We start from the raw sequence: 15,953 nt of genomic DNA, 5'->3' as shown, positions 1-15,953 counted from the left end.
TCGATGGCAAGCTGGCCAAAAGCGCGGGGGATTCTTCGTCAGCACCGGCAACATCAAGCTGTATATCCATACAGATAAAACTTGCCACGCCCCTCAATCCTGCGCATCCTATGGCCCTCACCCACCATAGATCGAACGGCATGCGCCTGTTTCTCTGCGAAAAGCCTTCCCAGGCCAAAGACATCGCCAAGGTTCTCGGCGCCAACCGCCGTGGCGACGGTTGCTGGGTCGGCACCGAGGTTACCGTCACCTGGTGCATCGGCCACTTGCTCGAGACCGCTCCACCCGACAGCTACGACGCGCGTTACAAGCGCTGGGTACTGGCCGACCTGCCGATCGTGCCCGAAAAGTGGAAGATGCTGGTCAAGCCCAAGACCGCCAGCCAGTTCAAGGCGGTCAAGCGCCTGCTCGGCGAGGCCCGCGAGCTGGTGATCGCCACCGACGCCGACCGCGAAGGCGAAATGATCGCCCGCGAGCTGGTCGAGCATTGCCGCTACCGCGGGCCGATCAACCGCCTGTGGCTGTCGGCACTGGACGACGCCTCCATCCGCAAGGCCCTGGCGGCGCTCAAGCCCGGTAGCGAAACCTTCAGCCTCTACCATTCGGCCCTGGGCCGCTCGCGGGCCGACTGGCTGATCGGCATGAACATGAGCCGGCTGTTCACCCTGCTCGGTCGCCAGTCCGGCTATCAGGGCGTACTGCCTGTGGGTCGGGTGCAAACGCCGACCTTGCGCCTGGTGGTCGACCGCGACCGCAGCATCGCTGACTTCGTGCCGGTGGCCTACTGGGCCATCGACGTGCAGCTGCAAAGCGCCGGCGAGCCATTCACCGCGCAGTGGCGCGCCGCCGAAGATGCCTGTGACGACCAGGGCCGCTGCCTGAACCAGGCCCTGGCCCGGCAGGCCGCCGCCGCCATCGGCGCGGCCAGCAGTGCGCGGGTGGTCAAAGTGGCCACCGAGCGCGTGCGCGAAGCCGCACCGCTGCCCTTCGACCTGGGTACCTTGCAGGAGCTGTGCTCGAAGAAGTTCGGCCTCGGCGCCCAGGAAACCCTCGACATCGCCCAGGCCCTGTACGAGACCCACAAGCTGATCACCTACCCGCGCAGCGACTGCGGCTACCTGCCGTTAAGCCAGCACAGCGAGGCGCCGGCCATTCTCGCCGCCTTGCAGCGCGCCGATGCCAGCCTTGCGCCGCTGCAGCCGCACTTGCAGGCCCAGCGCCGTTCACGGGCCTGGAACGATGCCAAGGTCAGTGCCCACCACGGCATCATCCCCACCGCCGCCGCCAGCGACCCGTCGCGCCTGCCGGGCAAACACAAGGCGGTCTACACCCTGATCCGCGCCCGCTACCTGGCGCAGTTTTTGCCCAACCACGAATACGACCGTACCCAGGCCGAGTTCGATTGCGCAGGCCAGGCGTTGCGCGCGGTGGGCAAGCAGATTGTCGAGCCGGGCTGGCGCCGCGCCCTACCCGAGGCCCTGACCCCGGCCAAAGGCCGTGAGGCGCCGGTGGCCCAGGTACTGCCGCTACTGCGCGAAGGCCAGGACTGCACGGTGGCCGCGGTCACCCTCAAGGACCTCTGGACCCAGCCGCCCAAGCCGTTCACCGAGGGCGACCTGATCAAGGCCATGAAGAACGTCGCCAAGCTGGTGGACGACCCGCGCCTCAAGCAAAAGCTCAAGGACACCACCGGCATCGGCACCGAGGCCACCCGTGCCGGAATCATCCAGGGCCTGCTCGATCGCGGTTACCTGGTCAAGAACGGCAAGGCCCTGAGCGCTACCCCGGCAGCCTTCAGCCTGATCGATGCGGTGCCGCGGGCAATTGCCGACCCAGGCACCACGGCGATCTGGGAGCAGGCGCTGGACATGGTGCAAAGCGGCGAAATGAGCCTTGAAGAGTTCGTCGCCAAGCAATCAGCGTGGATGAGCAAGCAGGTGGAGCGTTGTGCCGGCCTGCGCCTGACCATCAGCGGCCCGGCGCCCCCGGCCGGACGCGGTGGCACGCCGTGGAAGAAAAAGCGCAAGAGCAGCGCTGCGGCAGGCAAGCGAACGCGCAAGCCGAAGGCAAAAGCGCAGTGAGATTGCTGGCCTTGCCGGCGAAGAGGCCCTCACGGTCGACACCCCCACCCCTGCTTGACCGCCTGCAAGGTATAACTCAACGGCAAGCGCCAGCGATCCTTGTCCAGCGACCACTCGCCGCCTTCGTCCTTGCTCATCTGCCCTGGCAGCGCCTCCCAGGGAATGCTGTCATGTTCTTCCAGTGCGGTAATCTGCAGCCCATGCTTGAGCAAGGCGCTGATGATCTCGCCCAGGCCATGGTTCCACTCGTGGGTTACCGTCTGCTTCAGCACCCCGTCGGTTTCGACATAGGTCTCGCCACTGTCCCACACCGTCGGCGCCTCGCGCTCGAAGTACGGGTACTCGATGACCAGCTTGTCCTGATGGTCCTCGTTCACCGCCAGCAACATTGGATGGCCTTCACGCAGGAACAGTCGGCCACCAGGCTTGAGCAAAGCCGCCACGGTACGCGCCCAGCGCTCGATGCTCGGCAGCCAGATCAGCGCGCCGATACCGGTGTACACCAGGTCGAAGGCCGCGGCTGGCAGCACCTGGTCGGCGGCATAGACATCCGCCTCGACATAGTCGATCCGTGCTGCGCAACGCTGCGCCAGGGCCCGCGCCTGGGCCAAGGACTGCGCAGAAAAATCCAGCCCGCTGACCTCGGCGCCCAAGCGCGACAACGACAAGGTGTCGGTACCGATATGGCATTGCAGGTGCACCGCGCGCTGGCCGCGAATATCGCCCAGGCGCGGCAGGTCGAAACGCACCACTTCGGACAGGTGCGCGGGGTCGGCGAAAAATGTTTCCACTTCATAGTCGCCGGAGGCGGCATGCAGCGGCGCACGCTCATCCCAGTTGCGACGGTTGAGTTCGATCGGGTCGGTCATCTTGGCGCTCCTTTGCAGCCGCAACCTTAGCGGCGTACCCAAGGCCTGGGCAAGTGCTGTATAAACCGCCCACGCCCTCTTCAATCAAGGATGCATTGATGAAACTCGGATACACCATCGTCTACGTCCCCGATGTCGCCGCCTCGCTGGCTTTCTTCGAGCAGGCCTTCGGCTTGAGCCGGCGCTTTCTCCATGAGTCCGGCGACTATGGCGAACTGGACACCGGCGCCACCACCCTCGCCTTTGCGTCATTGGCCCTGGGCAATAGTCACTTTGCCGGCGGCGTGCTGGCGGCCAGCGAATCGACAAAGCCATTGGGTATGGAGATTGCCCTGGTTACCGACGACGTTGCCAGCGCCCATGCCCGCGCCGTGGCGGCGGGCGCGGTGGCGCTGAAGGCCCCCGAAGCCAAGCCCTGGGGGCAAACCCTGTCGTATGTACGCTGCCCCGATGGCACCCTGGTGGAGCTGTGCACGCCGGTTGGCATCTGATCGCAGGCGTTACAGCGCCAGGCTCAGGCTGACCATCAAGTTGCGCGGCTCCCCCGGCATGTTCCACGCCGCGTTGTAGCCGCGCTCGTAGTACTTGCGATCGAACAGGTTGTTCAGGTTCAGGCCCACCGTGGCCTGTTCGCTGACTTTGTAATGGGCCAGCAGGTCGACCGTGCTGTAGCTGGGTAAACGAAAGCTGCTGCCGGCCTGGCCGGAACGCTCGCCGACGTAGTTGGCTGCAGCGCCAATGTCCGAGCCAAGCAATGGTCCGCTCTGAAACTCATACACCGCCATCAGGCTGCCGCTATGTTGCGGGATGCCCAGCAAGTCGCTGCCCTTGGGCAAGGCGGCATCGCCCTTGGTCACTTCGGCATCGATATAGGCATAGGCACCGATCACCCGCAGCGCTTCGCTCAACTGGCCGCTGAACTGCAGGTCGAGCCCCTGGCTGCGCGCCTTGCCGGCGGCGATGCTGTCGCCGAAGGCATCGGTGGTGATGACGTTTTCCTTGTCGATCTGGAACAGCGCAATGGTCGCCCCCAGGCGGCTGTCGAACAGGTCCAGCTTGAGCCCGGTTTCATAGCCCAGGCCCTTTTCCGGTTTGTAGATCTGGCCCTGGGTGCCGATGCTGTTGGGCTTGAACGAGGTCGAGGCATTGGCGAACACCCCGACTTCGGGTGTGAGCTGGTACAGCAGCCCCACGCGCGGGGTGGCGACGTCCTTTTCCTGAGTGTTGCTGACGCGCGTACTGCGGTTCTGCGCGGTCTGCTCGATATGCTCCAGGCGCACGCCCACCAGGCCGCGCAAACGCTCGGTAAAGGCGATCTGATCCTGCAGGTTGAGCGCGTAGCTTTCGGTGCGCTCGAAAAAATCATTGGGATTGGTCAACGGCGGTTTCGCCTGGCCATACACCGGGTTGTAGATGTCCAGGCCATAGCCGAGCGAAGTGGCGCTTTGCGGGTACTTCTGGCTGTTGCGGTAGTTCTCGTACTCAAGGCCCAGCAGGCTCTGGTGCTCCCAGCCGGCGAACTGGAACTGGCCGTGCAGTTCGGCCTGGGTGATGTTGTCGTTCCACTCGAAATCGCGCTCGCGGTAGAAGCGGCTGATGCTGGTGCCGACCACTCGCGACGGTTCCGAGCTGTTGCCCTTGAGCCGGCCCTGGGTGTAGTGGTTGGCCAGGCGCAGCTTCCAACTGTCGTTGAGGTGGTGCTCCAGGGTCAGGTCGAGGGTCTGGTTGTCATTGCGGATGCGCCCGTCGTTGGGCTCGCCGAGAAAGGTCGAACGGCTGACCGAGCCCAGTTCGTTGTTGACCGCCGGGATGCCGCGGTCGAACACCGACTCGGTACGTGAGAACTCGGTGTCGATCGACAGCAGGGTCTCGGGGCTCAACTGCCAGCTAAGCGACGGGCTGACAATGCGCCGCTCACTGCCAACGTAATCGCGAAAGCTGCCGTTGTCCTCCACCGCCATATTGACCCGCGACAACACCCGGCCGTCTTCGCTGAGCGGCGTGTTGACGTCCAGGCTGCTGCGGTAACGGTCCCAGCTGCCGGCGCTGGCCTTGAACCGGGTAAAGGCCTCGGCTTGCGGACGCTTGGTGACGATGTTCACCAGCCCGCCGGGGTCGCCGCGCCCGTACAGACTGGCGGCCGGGCCCTTGAGCACTTCGATGCGCTCGATGTTGGAGGTGTCGGGGGCACTGTAGCTGCCGCGGTTGACGGCAAAGCCGTTCTTGTACAGCTCGCCGGTGGTGAAGCCACGCACGCTGTAGTTGAGGAAGGTCAGGCCGCCGAAGTTGTTCTGCCGGCTGACCCCGCCGGCAAAATCCAGGGCGCGGTCGATGCGCGTGCTGTTGAGGTCCTCGAGCACCTGGCTGGGCACCACGGCGATACTTTGCGGGGTGTCGCGGATGTCAGTGTCGGTCTTGGTCGCGGTGCCCGAACGGGTTGCACGATAGCCCTGCACCGGGCCGCTTGCACTTTCTTCATAGTGGCGTTCGTTGACGTTGAGGGCGTCGAGCAACACGGTATCGGCAGCGGCAGCTGGCAGGGCGAGCAGCGAGGCAGACAGGCCGAGGGATAACCTTCCTACGGGGTAGTTCATGAGGGCTCCTTAAAATTATGTAATAACATAACAATTTAAGAAGAAAGATAAAAGCAGCACAGCGCAAGCCCCTGTAGGAGCGGGCTTGCCCCGCGATCACCCCTCAACAGCTACGAATCACCGCCTGCAACACGGTCTTGAAGGACGCGATCTGCTCTTCGCTGAATTGCCCGAACACCTTGTCCTGCTGCTCGCGGGCGATGCTCCACAGGCCTTCGGTCTGGTCGATACCGGCAATGGTCAGGCGCACATGCCCGGCCGCTTCGCTGTCGCACACCAGGCCCTTGCGCTTGAGGTTGGCCACTGCCTCGTCGATTTCCCGCGCCGGCATCGCCACTTCGCGCTGCAGGTCGGCAAGGTTCAGCCCGGCGTCGTTCTCCAGCACCATAAGCATCCGTGCCTCGCTGGTTCGCAGGCCGCTGGACAATTGCCGTGGCTGATAGCTGCCCTGGTAGGCACGCAGGGCCTGGGTCATCAGGTAGTACAGGTTATGGCTCAGGCGCCCCTGGAAGTGGCTGCTCGGCGGCTGACCTTCTTCGCGGCGGGTCATGCGCGTGTGTGGCAGCACCATGGAATAGGCGCCCTGGTGATAGAGCAACGGCGAGCGGCCGCAGTCATCGAAGGCCACCACCTTGCCGAGCATGATCCAGTGATCGCCGCCGTCGAGTAGCTGCTGGGTTTCGCACTGAAAGCACGCCGAGCAATCGGCGAGGATCGGCGCCCCGCCCTCGCCTGCCTGGTAGCTGATCCCGGCAAAACGGTCATCCTTGGGCTTGGCGAAGTTATTGGACAGGTCGATCTGGTCGGCAGCGAGGATGTTCACGGCAAAATGGCTGGCCGCCTCGAACACCGCCAGGCTGCTCGAGCGTTTGTCCAGGCTCCAGAGAATCAGCGGCGGGTCGAGGGATACCGAGTTGAAGCTATTGGCAGTGACGCCGACCAGGTTGCCCTGGGCGTCGGCGGCAGTGACCACGGTGACGCCGGTGGCGAAGTTGCCCAGGGCACGGCGAAAGGCGCGGCTGTCGAAGGCCGATGCGGTTGCGGTAGACATGCAAGACTCCCCGGCTGCCGTGCGCGGCAGCCGTCATTGTTGTTATTGGCGAGGCCTATCAGACCATGCTTGGATCAGGTTCCAGGCCCATCAGCTCGCGGCCGAGAATCTGCGCGCAAACGTCGTAGTCGGTGTAGGCATGGGCGCCGGTCATGTGCGCATCGCGCCACAGCCGCTGCATTTCGTTGCTGTCGAACCAGGCAGTGCCGCCAGCGGCTTCGAACAGACGATCGACCGCCTGGATGCACATTTTCACCGCGTAGCCCTGGTTGGTGCGCCAGAACGCCAGGGTCTCGCGCATCGGGTACTGGTGACGTTCGCTGTGCTCGGCGTGTTCCTGCCAGGTTTTTTCCAGAAATGCGCGAGCGGCGGCAACCTGATGGGTGGACTCGGCCAGGCGCATCAGCGCGGGTGTGGCGGCGCCGACATTGACCCCGGTATAGGCACGCACACGGTTCTTGGTCTTTTCGCGGAAGGCTTCGAGCATGCGCTCGGCAATACCGAGGCTGACGGTCGAGAAGCCGCTGGCGAAATATGGCCGGTACGGCGAGTAGAACACCTTGCTGTCCGGATACAGGCCAAAGCCTGCCGACTTGCCTTCCATCATGTCCTTGGCTTTCTGGATGCGGTGCTCGGGGACGAACACCTTGTCGATCACCAGGGTCTTGGTGCCGCTACCCCTCATGCCGGCGGCGAACCAGTCGTCGCGAATCTCGTAGTCGCTGCGCGGCAGCACGGCAAAGCAGTAGTCCTGGGTGCCTTGGGCATTGGCCCGACGGCAGCCGACAATCGCCCACTCGGCATGGTCGCTGCCGCTGCTCCAGCCCATCTCGCCGCTGAACAGCAAGCCGCCCTCGACCTCCTCGACCTTGCCGAACGGGGCGATACTGCTGCTGGCGGTGGCGTCGGGGTTGTCGCCCCAGATCTCCTCCTGCAGCTTGGCCGGGAACATCGCCAACTGATGGCTGTGGGTGCACAGCAGGCTCATGGCCCAGGCGGTGCTGGCGCAAGCGCCGGCAAGCAAGGCGATGCAGTCGGCAAATTGCGGCAGGGAGATTTCCAGGCCACCGTAGGGCTTGGGCAAAAAGGCACGGTGCAGGCCAATGCTTTTCAGCAGGGCGATGTTTTCGGCCGGGACTTTGCGGTCCTGCTCGGCACGGGCGGCGTTGGCGGCGATGGCAGGCAAAATCGAACGAAGGTATTCGAGCAGCGGGTTTGGCTTTTTCATGAGGGGCCCTGCTTATTATTGGATGTCCGCCAGGGCCTGCGAAGTGGCAGGTGGCGGCGGATGCAGGGGCCAGTATGGGAGGCTTGGCTCAGGGGGAAAATGCAACTTCCATAGGCAAGATTGTACTTTTCATAGGATGTTAAAAGCATCGCGGGTCAAGCCCGCTCCCACAGCGAACACCATCAATTCTGTGGGAGCGGGCTTGCCCCGCGATAAATTCACCCCGCCACGACGTTCTGCAAATTGCGCCAAAGCTCAGCCACATGCTCACGCTCGGTCGGCAACGCCCCCACCGACACCCGCACCATCCAGCGGCCATGCAAGGTCGCCGGAGTGACGTAGGCTACCCCCGAGGCATTGAGCTGATCCGCCCAGCGCCGGGTATGTGCATCCAGCGCCTCACCCTGCAGGCCCTCACCTCGATGGCGAATGCACAAGGTCTGCAGCTGTACCGGCGCCAGCAACTCCCAGCCCTCGGCCCCGCGCACCTGCTCGGCCAGCCACTGGGCGTTGTCCAGGTCGCGGCGCAAGCGCTGTTGCAGGTTCTCGATGCCCTCGCTGCGCAGCATGAACCACAGCTTCAGGGCACGGAACCGCCGCCCCAGCGGGATACCCCAGTCGCGCAGGTTCTTGACCTTGCTGTCGACCGCCGACTGCAGGTAGCTGGGGTTGGTGCTCATGACCCGGATCAGGTGCTGCGGATCACGCACGAAGTACAGCGAGCAATCGAAAGCCACACCGAGCCATTTGTGCGCATTGACCACAATCGAGTCGGCCTGCTCGATGCCGTCCCACATCCAGCGGCATTCCGGCAGGATCATCGCCGAACCGGCCATGGCCGAGTCCACGTGCAACCACAAGCCATGTTCGCGGGCGATCTGGCCGATCGGTTGCAGCGGGTCGAGGGCGGTGGTTGCCGTGGTGCCGGTGGTGGCCACCACCGCGCAGGGTTGCAGGCCGTCGGCCAGGTCCTGTTCGATGGCTGCGGCCAGCGCTTGCGGGCGCATGGCGAAGTCGTCGTCGGTGTCGATGTAGCGGATGTTGTCCTTGCCAAAGCCTGCCAGCAGCGCGGCCTTGTCTACCGAGCTGTGGGCCTGGGCGCTGGTGTAGATCATCAGCGGCTTGCCCTGCCCCTGCAGGCCGCCCTTGGCCAGGGCGTAGTCGCTGCTGCGCTCGCGGGCGCTGATCAAGGCGACCAGGGTGCTGGTGGACGCGGTGTCCTGGATCACCCCGCTCCACTGCGCCGACAAACCGACCATCTGCCGCAGCCAGTCCACGGTGGTTTCTTCCAGCTCGCTCAGGGCCGGGCTCGATTGCCACGACAGGCCGAGCACGCCAAGGCCGGTGCTGAGAAAATCGCCAAGCACCGACGACAAGGTGCCGTTGGAGGGGAAGTAGCCGAAAAAGTCCGGGTGCTGCCAGTGCGACAGGCCGGGCATCAGCAACTGGTCTACGTCCTTGAGAATGTTCTCGAACGGCTCGCCCTGAACCGGTGCCGAGCCGGGCAAGGCCGCCTTGAGGTAACCGGGCTCGACCTGGGCCATCACCGGCAGTTCGCCGACACCCTGGCGGTAGTCGGCGATCAGGTCGATCAGTTGGTGGCCATGTTTGCGAAATTCTTCCGGGCTCATGCAGCGGCTCCTGTTATTGGCGGTAAGTGGGCCTGAGTCTAGGCCCTGGCTGACCGCCAAAAAACGCCGCCCCGCGCATAGCTGCTATGGCGAATGCGCATGGCCGCCGTGCACGCCGAACTGCGACTGCTGCCACTGCTCGAACACCAGGTTGCGCAACCAGCGGTGCTCGGCCGAGCCGTGCAGGCGCTGGTGCCAGACCACCCAGTAGCGCTGGCTGTGCTCGACAAACGCCAACGGCCGCCAGGTCAGTGGATGCAGGCGGCTGAGCTGGCGGGCAATGTGCTCGGGCACGGTGACCAGCGCCTGGCTGCTGCCGACCACCTGCACCGCCGCCGAGTAGAACGGCACCTGCAGGCTGATGCGCCGGCTCAGGCCCTGCTCACGCAGGTGGCGGTCGATAAAGCTGTCCTTGTCGCCACCGCCGGAAATGCGCACATGGTTCCAGGCGCGGTAATCGTCCTGGCTCAGTTCGGTTTTTGCCGCCAACGGGTGCTCGCGGTGCATCAGGCACACCGCGCGGTCTTCACCGAGCATGCGCCCATGCAGGTTGGCCGGAGCATCGTCGAACAGCGTGGTAGCCAGGTCGACTTCGCCGCTGGCGAGCAGTTCATACTGCCCCGGTTGCCAGGTGCGGTACTCGATCGACACCCCCGGCGCTTCGCGCTCAAGGGTGCTGACCAGCAGCGGCAGCATGTGTTCGGCGATGTAGTCCGAGGCCGCCAGGCAAAAACGCCGCTCGCAGCGCTTGGGCTCGAAGGCCTGCGGTTGACGCAAGGCCTCGAGCTCGGCCAGCACCTGGCCCAGCGGCAGCAGCAGGCTTTCGCCGCGTTCACTCAAGACATAGCCGCGGCCCTGGCGCACCAGCAGCGGGTCGTCAAAGGCTTCGCGCATATGTGCCAGCTGGCGGCTGAGCACCGACTGGCTGCTGCCCAGGCGCTCGGCGGCATGGCTGAGGTTCTTCAGCTGCAGCATGCTCTGCAACGCGCGCAGGTGGGCGATGCTCAGGGAGGCGAAAATCGGGTTCAAGGGGCGCTCCTGCACAGGCGGATGCCGCAGCCTAAGGCCAAACCTTGCAGATTACAAAGCGCCTGGCAGGCCGGTGCATGGCCGGCGGCAGGCTCAGTCAAGCCACTGCCGGGGCGCTGCGCTAGGGTCGGGGCTTTGCTTTCCCTTGAGGTTCGTCCCATGAGCAACATCAGCCTTTTGCCCCAGGTGCGCGTTTTTTTGCAACGCGAGCACAGCAGCTTTATCGACGGTCGCCAGCAGCCACAGGCCGATGCCCGCTACCTGGAGGTGATCGACCCGGCCAGTGACCAGGTCATCAGCCGCGTGGCCGAAGCCACCGCGCAGACCATCGACGATGCCGTCGCCTCCTCGCGCCGTGGCTTTGCGCAATGGTCACAAACCGCCCCCGCCGTGCGTGCCAGCGTGCTGCTCAAGCTTGCCGACCTGATCGAGCAACACCGCGAAGAACTGGCGCAGCTGGAGACCTGCCAGTCGGGCAAGCTGATCACCCTTTCGCGCAATTTCGAGGTCGATCAGGCCGCGCATTTCTTGCGCTACTACGCCGGCTGGGCGACCAAGCTCAGCGGCCAGACCCTCACCCCGTCGCTGCCCTCGTTCAACGGCGAGCGCTACACCGCCTTTACCCTGCGCGAGCCAGTCGGCGTGGTGGTGGGCATCGTGCCGTGGAATTTCTCGACCATGATCGCCTTGTGGAAGCTCGGTTCGGCACTGGTGACCGGTTGCAGCATCATCATCAAGCCCAGCGAATTCACCCCGCTGACCATCCTGCGCATTGCCGAACTTGCCATCGACGCCGGCCTGCCCGCCGGGGCACTGAACGTGGTGACCGGCGCCGGCCGGGCCGGCAAGGCGCTGATCGAGCACCCGGGCACCGACAAGGTCTCGTTCACCGGCTCCGTACCCACAGGTCTGGCCGTCGGCCAAAGCGCCATGGCCGCCAACCTGACCCGCGCCACCCTGGAGCTGGGCGGCAAGAATGCGGCCGGGTTCCTGCGCGACGTACCACTGCACACGGCGGTGGACGGCATCATTGAAGCGGGCTTTTTACACGCCGGGCAGATCTGCGCAGCAGCCGAGCGCTTTTATCTGCATCGCTCGCAGATCGAGGCGGTGACCGGGGCCTTGAGCGAGCGCCTGGCACAGCTGAAGATCGGCTCGCCGCTGGATGAAACCAGCGAATTCGGCCCGGTCAGCAACAAGCAACACCAGGCCAGGCTCGGCGCGCTGTTTGCCAAGGCGCGCAGCGAGGGCAGCCAGATCATCCATGGCGGGCGTTTGCTCGAAGGCCCGGGCTGCTACGTCGAGCCGACGGTGATCCTGGCCAATTCGGTGGACGACAGCCTGCTCAACGAGGAAACCTTCGGGCCGGTGGCGACCTTCTTGCCGTATGACGATGAAGAGCAACTGATCGCGCTGATGAACGCCAGCCCCTATGGCCTCAGCGCCAGCCTGTGGACCAACGACTTGAGCAAGGCCTTGCGCCTGGTGCCGCAGGTGCAGGCCGGTACGGTGTGGGTGAACATGCATACCCTGCTCGACCCGGCCGTGCCGTTTGGCGGGGTAAAGGCTTCAGGCATAGGCCGTGAATTTGGCGGGGCGTTTATCGAGGATTACACCGAGCTGAAGTCGGTGATGATTCGCTACTGACACTGCCCGCGATGGGCTGCGCCGCAGCCCATTACTTCTGAATTCCATGAAGTAATTTTTTGATACCAACGATTCCCCTCACCCACCGTCTGTCGGACCATCGGCCAGTTACCCCATAAAAACAACACTAGGTACTGCCGTGGACAACGCCAACAAGGCGGGGGCTGCACGCCCGCGCATCGAGGTTCGCTCAATCGACTATGTGCCGCGCAGCGAGCGCCACGGCAAGGTCTGGCACCAGGCGCCGTTCTGGTTCACCGGCAACTTCGTGCTCACCACCATGGTCACCGGTTTCACCGGCCCGGCCCTGGGCCTGGGGGCGCTGTACTCGATCCTGGCGATCGTGCTCGGGGTGTGCTTTGGCACCTTCTTCATGGCCTTTCACGCCAACCAGGGCCCGCGCATGGGCCTGCCGCAGATGATCCAGTCGCGCGCCCAGTTCGGCCTCAAGGGCGCCATCGTGCCGTTTGCCGCCGTGGTCTTCGTCTACATCGGTTTCAACGTCTTCAACGTGATCCTCGCCACCGATGCGATCAACACCGTGCTGCCCGGCCAACGCACGCCCTGGTACTTGGGCCTGATTGTCATCGCCGTGCTGCTGGCGGTGGTCGGCCACGACTTGCTACACACGGTGCAGCGCTGGCTGACCTACGTGATGATCCTGGTGTTCGGCGTGCTCACCGTCAGCGCCCTGCTGACCCTGCAGGCCGACGCCGCCCTGCAGGATCCGCAGTTCTCGTGGGGCGCATTCCTGGTGCAACTGTCGGCGGCCGCCGGTTACCAGATCAGCTATTCGGTGTACGTCTCCGACTACTCGCGCTACCTGCCCCACGACACGCCGACGGCGAAAGTGGTGTTCTGGACCTACCTGGGCGCGGCCGGCTCGGCCCTGTGGCTGATGTCCCTCGGTGCCTTTCTCGCCTCGGCCTTGCCAGCGCCTGACGCCATCGCCAGTGTGCGCGAAGTGGGCAACCAGTTCCTGCCGGGCCTGGGCACCTTCACTGTACTGATCTCGGTACCGGCGCTGGTGGGCATCATGGCGGTCAACTGCTACGGCGCCATGCTCACCAGCATCAGCGCCATCGACTGCTTCAAGCAGGTCACGCCGTCGCTGAAGATCCGCGTGGCCGGCATCAGCGTGATTGCCACCATCGTCTTTATCGTCGCCCTGGCCATCCCCGAGAGCTACCTGGGCAGCTTCAACACCTTCGTGCTGCTGATGCTGTACTTCCTGGTGCCGTGGACCGCGGTCAACCTGGTGGACTTTTACTGCGTGCGCAAGGGCCACTACGTGATCAGCGAAATCTTCAACCCCGACGGCATCTACGGTGCCTGGGGCAAGCCCGGGCTGATCGCCTACGGCCTGGGTTTGCTGGCGATGGTGCCGTTCATGGCCTTGAGCTTTTACACCGGCCCCGCAGCCGCCGCGCTGGGTGGTGCCGACATTGCTTTTGTCATTGGTCTGCTGGTCACCGGCAGTCTCTACGCCCTGCTCTGCCGCTCGCTCGACCTGCCTGGCGAACATCGCCTGGCGGCGGCCAGCGAGCGCCAGCTTGAGGAAGCCCACGCATGAATCCAGCCCTGATCCAGGTCGCCTGCTGCCAACTGGCGCCGCAGGTCGGCGAACTTAAATACAACCGCGAGCGCGCCCTACAGGCTGTCCGCAGCGCCGCCGGGCAAGGCGCCCAGGTGGTGGTGCTACCGGAGCTGGTGCAAAGCGGCTATGTGTTCGCCGACCGCAACGAAGCCCTGAGCCTGGCCGAAACCCCCAACGGCGAAACCCTGCGCCAGTGGGCAGCGCTGGGGGCGGAGCTGGACATCGTCATCGTCGGCGGCTTTTGCGAGCGCACCGAGCGCGACGAGTTGTACAACAGCGCCGCCCTGGTCGATGCCGACGGCGTGCGCGCGGTGTACCGCAAGGCGCATTTGTGGAACGACGAAAAGCGCATCTTCAGCGCCGGTGGGCAACCGCCGCCGGTGATCGATACGCGCTTCGGACGCATTGCGGTGATGATCTGCTACGACCTCGAGTTCCCCGAGTGGGTGCGCTTGCCGGCGCTGGCCGGGGCCGAACTGCTGTGCGCGCCGGTGAACTGGCCGGACGGCCCGCGACCGCTCGGCGAGCGGCCCGCGGAAGTGGTACGGGTGCAGGCCAATGCTTCGGTCAACCGCTTGTACATCGCCGCCTGTGACCGCAACGGCCATGAGCGCGAAGTGGATTGGGTCGGTGGCTCGGTGATTGTCGATGCCAACGGCTACCCGCTGGCCGGGCCGCTGCATGAAGCGCCGGCCGGCACGCAAATCATCCACGCCCGCCTCGACCTGAGCGAGGCGCGAGACAAGCGCATCAGTGCCTTGAACAATGTGCACCGGGATCGCCAGCCGGTGCTGTACGACTGATTTTTCGGGGCTGCTGTGCAGCCCATCGCTGGCAAAGCCAGCTCCCACAAGGTCAGATGTACACAGTACCTGTGGGAGCTGGCTTGCCAGCGATCGAGCCCACAGGGCTCGCAATCCGGGACAAAAGCCACCACAACCACGCCCCAAACCCGTGCAAAGCCACTAGAATAGGCCACCACAAACACCAGGCTGCCCCATGGATATCGAGCTCGCCCGCACCTTTCTGGAAATCGTCCGTACCGGCAGCCTGGTGTCCGCCGCCGAGCGCCTGCACGTCACCCAGACGGCCATCACCGCCCGGGTGCAAAAGCTCGAACAGCAACTCGCCTGCCAGCTGTTCATCCGCAGCCGCAGCGGCGCCAGCCTCACCGCCGACGGCGAGGCCTTCGTGGTGTACGCCAACCAGCTGGTGCAAACCTGGGAGGCCGCACGCCGCGACCTGCCGTTGCCCGAAGGCTGCCACCAGGTGCTGCACATCGGCGGCGAAGTCAGCCTCGGCAACCCCATGGTGCTTGGCTGGGTCAGCGCCCTGCACCGGGAAATGCCCGGCCACGCCATTCGCAGCGAAGTCAGCGACGGCGAGTCGTTGCTGCACAAGGTGGAAATGGGCGTGCTCGACGCCGTGCTGGTCTACCAGCCCACCTACGGCCCGGGCTTGCAGGTGGAGCAACTGATGGAAGAAAAGCTCATCCGCATCCGCCGCAAGGACAAACCCGAGCCTTACGTGTACATCGACTGGGGCCAGGCCTTTCGCCGCCGTCACGACGCCGCCCTGCCCGAATGCGCGCGCCCGGCGCTGAGCTTCAACCTCGGGCCGCTGGCGCTGCAATACATCCTTGAACACGGCGGCAGCGGCTACTTCCGTACCCGCGTGGTGCAGGCCTACCTGGACAGCGGCGTATTCGAACGCGTGCCGCAAGCACCGGAGTTCACCTACCCCACCTACCTGGTGTATGCCCGCGAGCGCGACAGCGAGGCGCTGCAACAGGCGTTCAGGGTACTGCGCGAAGTGGTCGCCGGTGAGAGCGACTGGTCTCAGCGCTGGGATCCGGTGATCTGAATCAGCGGTATCTGTCCGACACATCTGACAGACAAAGGCGAAGGACGCCGTAGGACCTCTCTTGATTGCAGCTCATCCCTTGAGGCGTGAGCTAGCACCTGCCTAGATTTCCCGGGGCTGCCCGCATGGCATCCCGTCATCTGCCGGTCTAGTCAAGAGAGCCCCCCATGCCCCGCCAAAGCGACCTGCGCTTCACCTTCGAGCCCCTGCAGGGCGACGCCTTCGAAGTGGTCGAGTTCCGCCTCGAGGAAGGCCTGTCCCAGCCCTTTCGCCTGAGCCTGGAGCTGGCCAGCCACGACCCGGCCGTGGACTTCAACCGCGTGCTCGACCTGGCCGCGCTTTTCACCCTGTGGCGGGGCGACA

Annotated in this window: 13 protein-coding genes; 7 read left to right on the top strand and 6 right to left on the bottom strand. The window is 64.7% G+C overall.

From position 1 onward, the window contains the following. Nucleotides 1–140: 140 nt before the first annotated feature. Complete coding sequence (locus tag UB48_RS10455; protein WP_045196653.1) at nt 141–2,081, top strand: DNA topoisomerase III; 1,941 nt, start codon at nt 141–143, stop codon at nt 2,079–2,081. 29 nt (nt 2,082–2,110) lie between these two features. Here UB48_RS10455 and UB48_RS10450 read toward each other — a convergent pair whose 3' ends face one another. Beyond that, complete coding sequence (locus UB48_RS10450; RefSeq protein ID WP_045196651.1) at nt 2,111–2,950, bottom strand: bifunctional 2-polyprenyl-6-hydroxyphenol methylase/3-demethylubiquinol 3-O-methyltransferase UbiG; 840 nt, start codon at nt 2,948–2,950, stop codon at nt 2,111–2,113. Between the two features lie 98 nt (nt 2,951–3,048). Between UB48_RS10450 and UB48_RS10445 the strand changes: the two genes are divergently transcribed. Continuing rightward, a complete protein-coding gene (locus UB48_RS10445) occupies nt 3,049–3,441 on the top strand; it encodes a VOC family protein (protein ID WP_045196649.1) in 393 nt (130 codons plus the stop codon). Between the two features lie 9 nt (nt 3,442–3,450). Here the strand turns inward: UB48_RS10445 and UB48_RS10440 are convergent, their stop codons facing one another. The 5 genes from UB48_RS10440 to UB48_RS10420 all read right to left on the bottom strand — a co-directional run bounded on the left by UB48_RS10440 (nt 3,451) and on the right by UB48_RS10420 (nt 10,483). Further along, nucleotides 3,451–5,544: a TonB-dependent siderophore receptor gene (locus UB48_RS10440; protein ID WP_045196647.1), complete on the bottom strand. Its 2,094-nt coding sequence runs from the start codon at nt 5,542–5,544 to the stop codon at nt 3,451–3,453. Between the two features lie 103 nt (nt 5,545–5,647). Continuing rightward, complete coding sequence (locus tag UB48_RS10435; protein ID WP_045196643.1) at nt 5,648–6,595, bottom strand: p-hydroxyphenylacetate 3-hydroxylase reductase component; 948 nt, start codon at nt 6,593–6,595, stop codon at nt 5,648–5,650. 58 nt (nt 6,596–6,653) lie between these two features. After that, nucleotides 6,654–7,823, bottom strand: coding sequence for a p-hydroxyphenylacetate 3-hydroxylase oxygenase component (locus UB48_RS10430; protein ID WP_045196640.1), 1,170 nt, complete (start codon nt 7,821–7,823; stop codon nt 6,654–6,656). Nucleotides 7,824–8,041: 218 nt separating this feature from the next. Next, nucleotides 8,042–9,454, bottom strand: a complete 1,413-nt coding sequence (locus UB48_RS10425; protein ID WP_045196638.1) for a DOPA decarboxylase — start codon at nt 9,452–9,454, stop codon at nt 8,042–8,044. Nucleotides 9,455–9,538: 84 nt separating this feature from the next. Then, nucleotides 9,539–10,483 carry a LysR family transcriptional regulator gene (locus UB48_RS10420; RefSeq protein ID WP_045196636.1) on the bottom strand — a complete coding sequence of 315 codons (945 nt, stop codon included), beginning with the start codon at nt 10,481–10,483 and terminating at the stop codon, nt 9,539–9,541. Between the two features lie 159 nt (nt 10,484–10,642). Here UB48_RS10420 and UB48_RS10415 point away from each other — a divergent pair, with 159 nt between their 5' ends. The 5 genes from UB48_RS10415 to UB48_RS10395 form a co-directional block, all read left to right on the top strand. Further along, nucleotides 10,643–12,130, top strand: coding sequence for an aldehyde dehydrogenase family protein (locus tag UB48_RS10415; RefSeq protein WP_045196632.1), 1,488 nt, complete (start codon nt 10,643–10,645; stop codon nt 12,128–12,130). Between the two features lie 139 nt (nt 12,131–12,269). After that, entirely contained in the window at nt 12,270–13,703 is a 1,434-nt protein-coding gene (locus UB48_RS10410; RefSeq protein WP_156160189.1) for a cytosine permease, read from the top strand. After that, nucleotides 13,700–14,530, top strand: a complete 831-nt coding sequence (locus UB48_RS10405) for a nitrilase family protein (RefSeq protein ID WP_045196625.1) — start codon at nt 13,700–13,702, stop codon at nt 14,528–14,530. Before UB48_RS10410 ends, UB48_RS10405 begins: the two co-directional genes overlap by 4 nt. 196 nt (nt 14,531–14,726) lie before the next feature. Further along, on the top strand, nt 14,727–15,590 hold the full coding sequence (locus UB48_RS10400) for a LysR family transcriptional regulator (RefSeq protein ID WP_045196624.1): 864 nt from the start codon (nt 14,727–14,729) through the stop codon (nt 15,588–15,590). A 167-nt stretch (nt 15,591–15,757) separates the two neighbouring features. Then, nucleotides 15,758–15,953 (top strand): hypothetical protein (locus UB48_RS10395; protein WP_045196623.1); only part of this gene is annotated, 196 nt, incomplete at its 3' end.

It is taken from the genome of Pseudomonas sp. 2(2015) (genome assembly GCF_000955865.1).
In the GTDB taxonomy this organism is placed as follows: Bacteria; Pseudomonadota; Gammaproteobacteria; order Pseudomonadales; family Pseudomonadaceae; genus Aquipseudomonas.
This window is presented reverse-complemented; position numbering and strand designations above follow the sequence as displayed.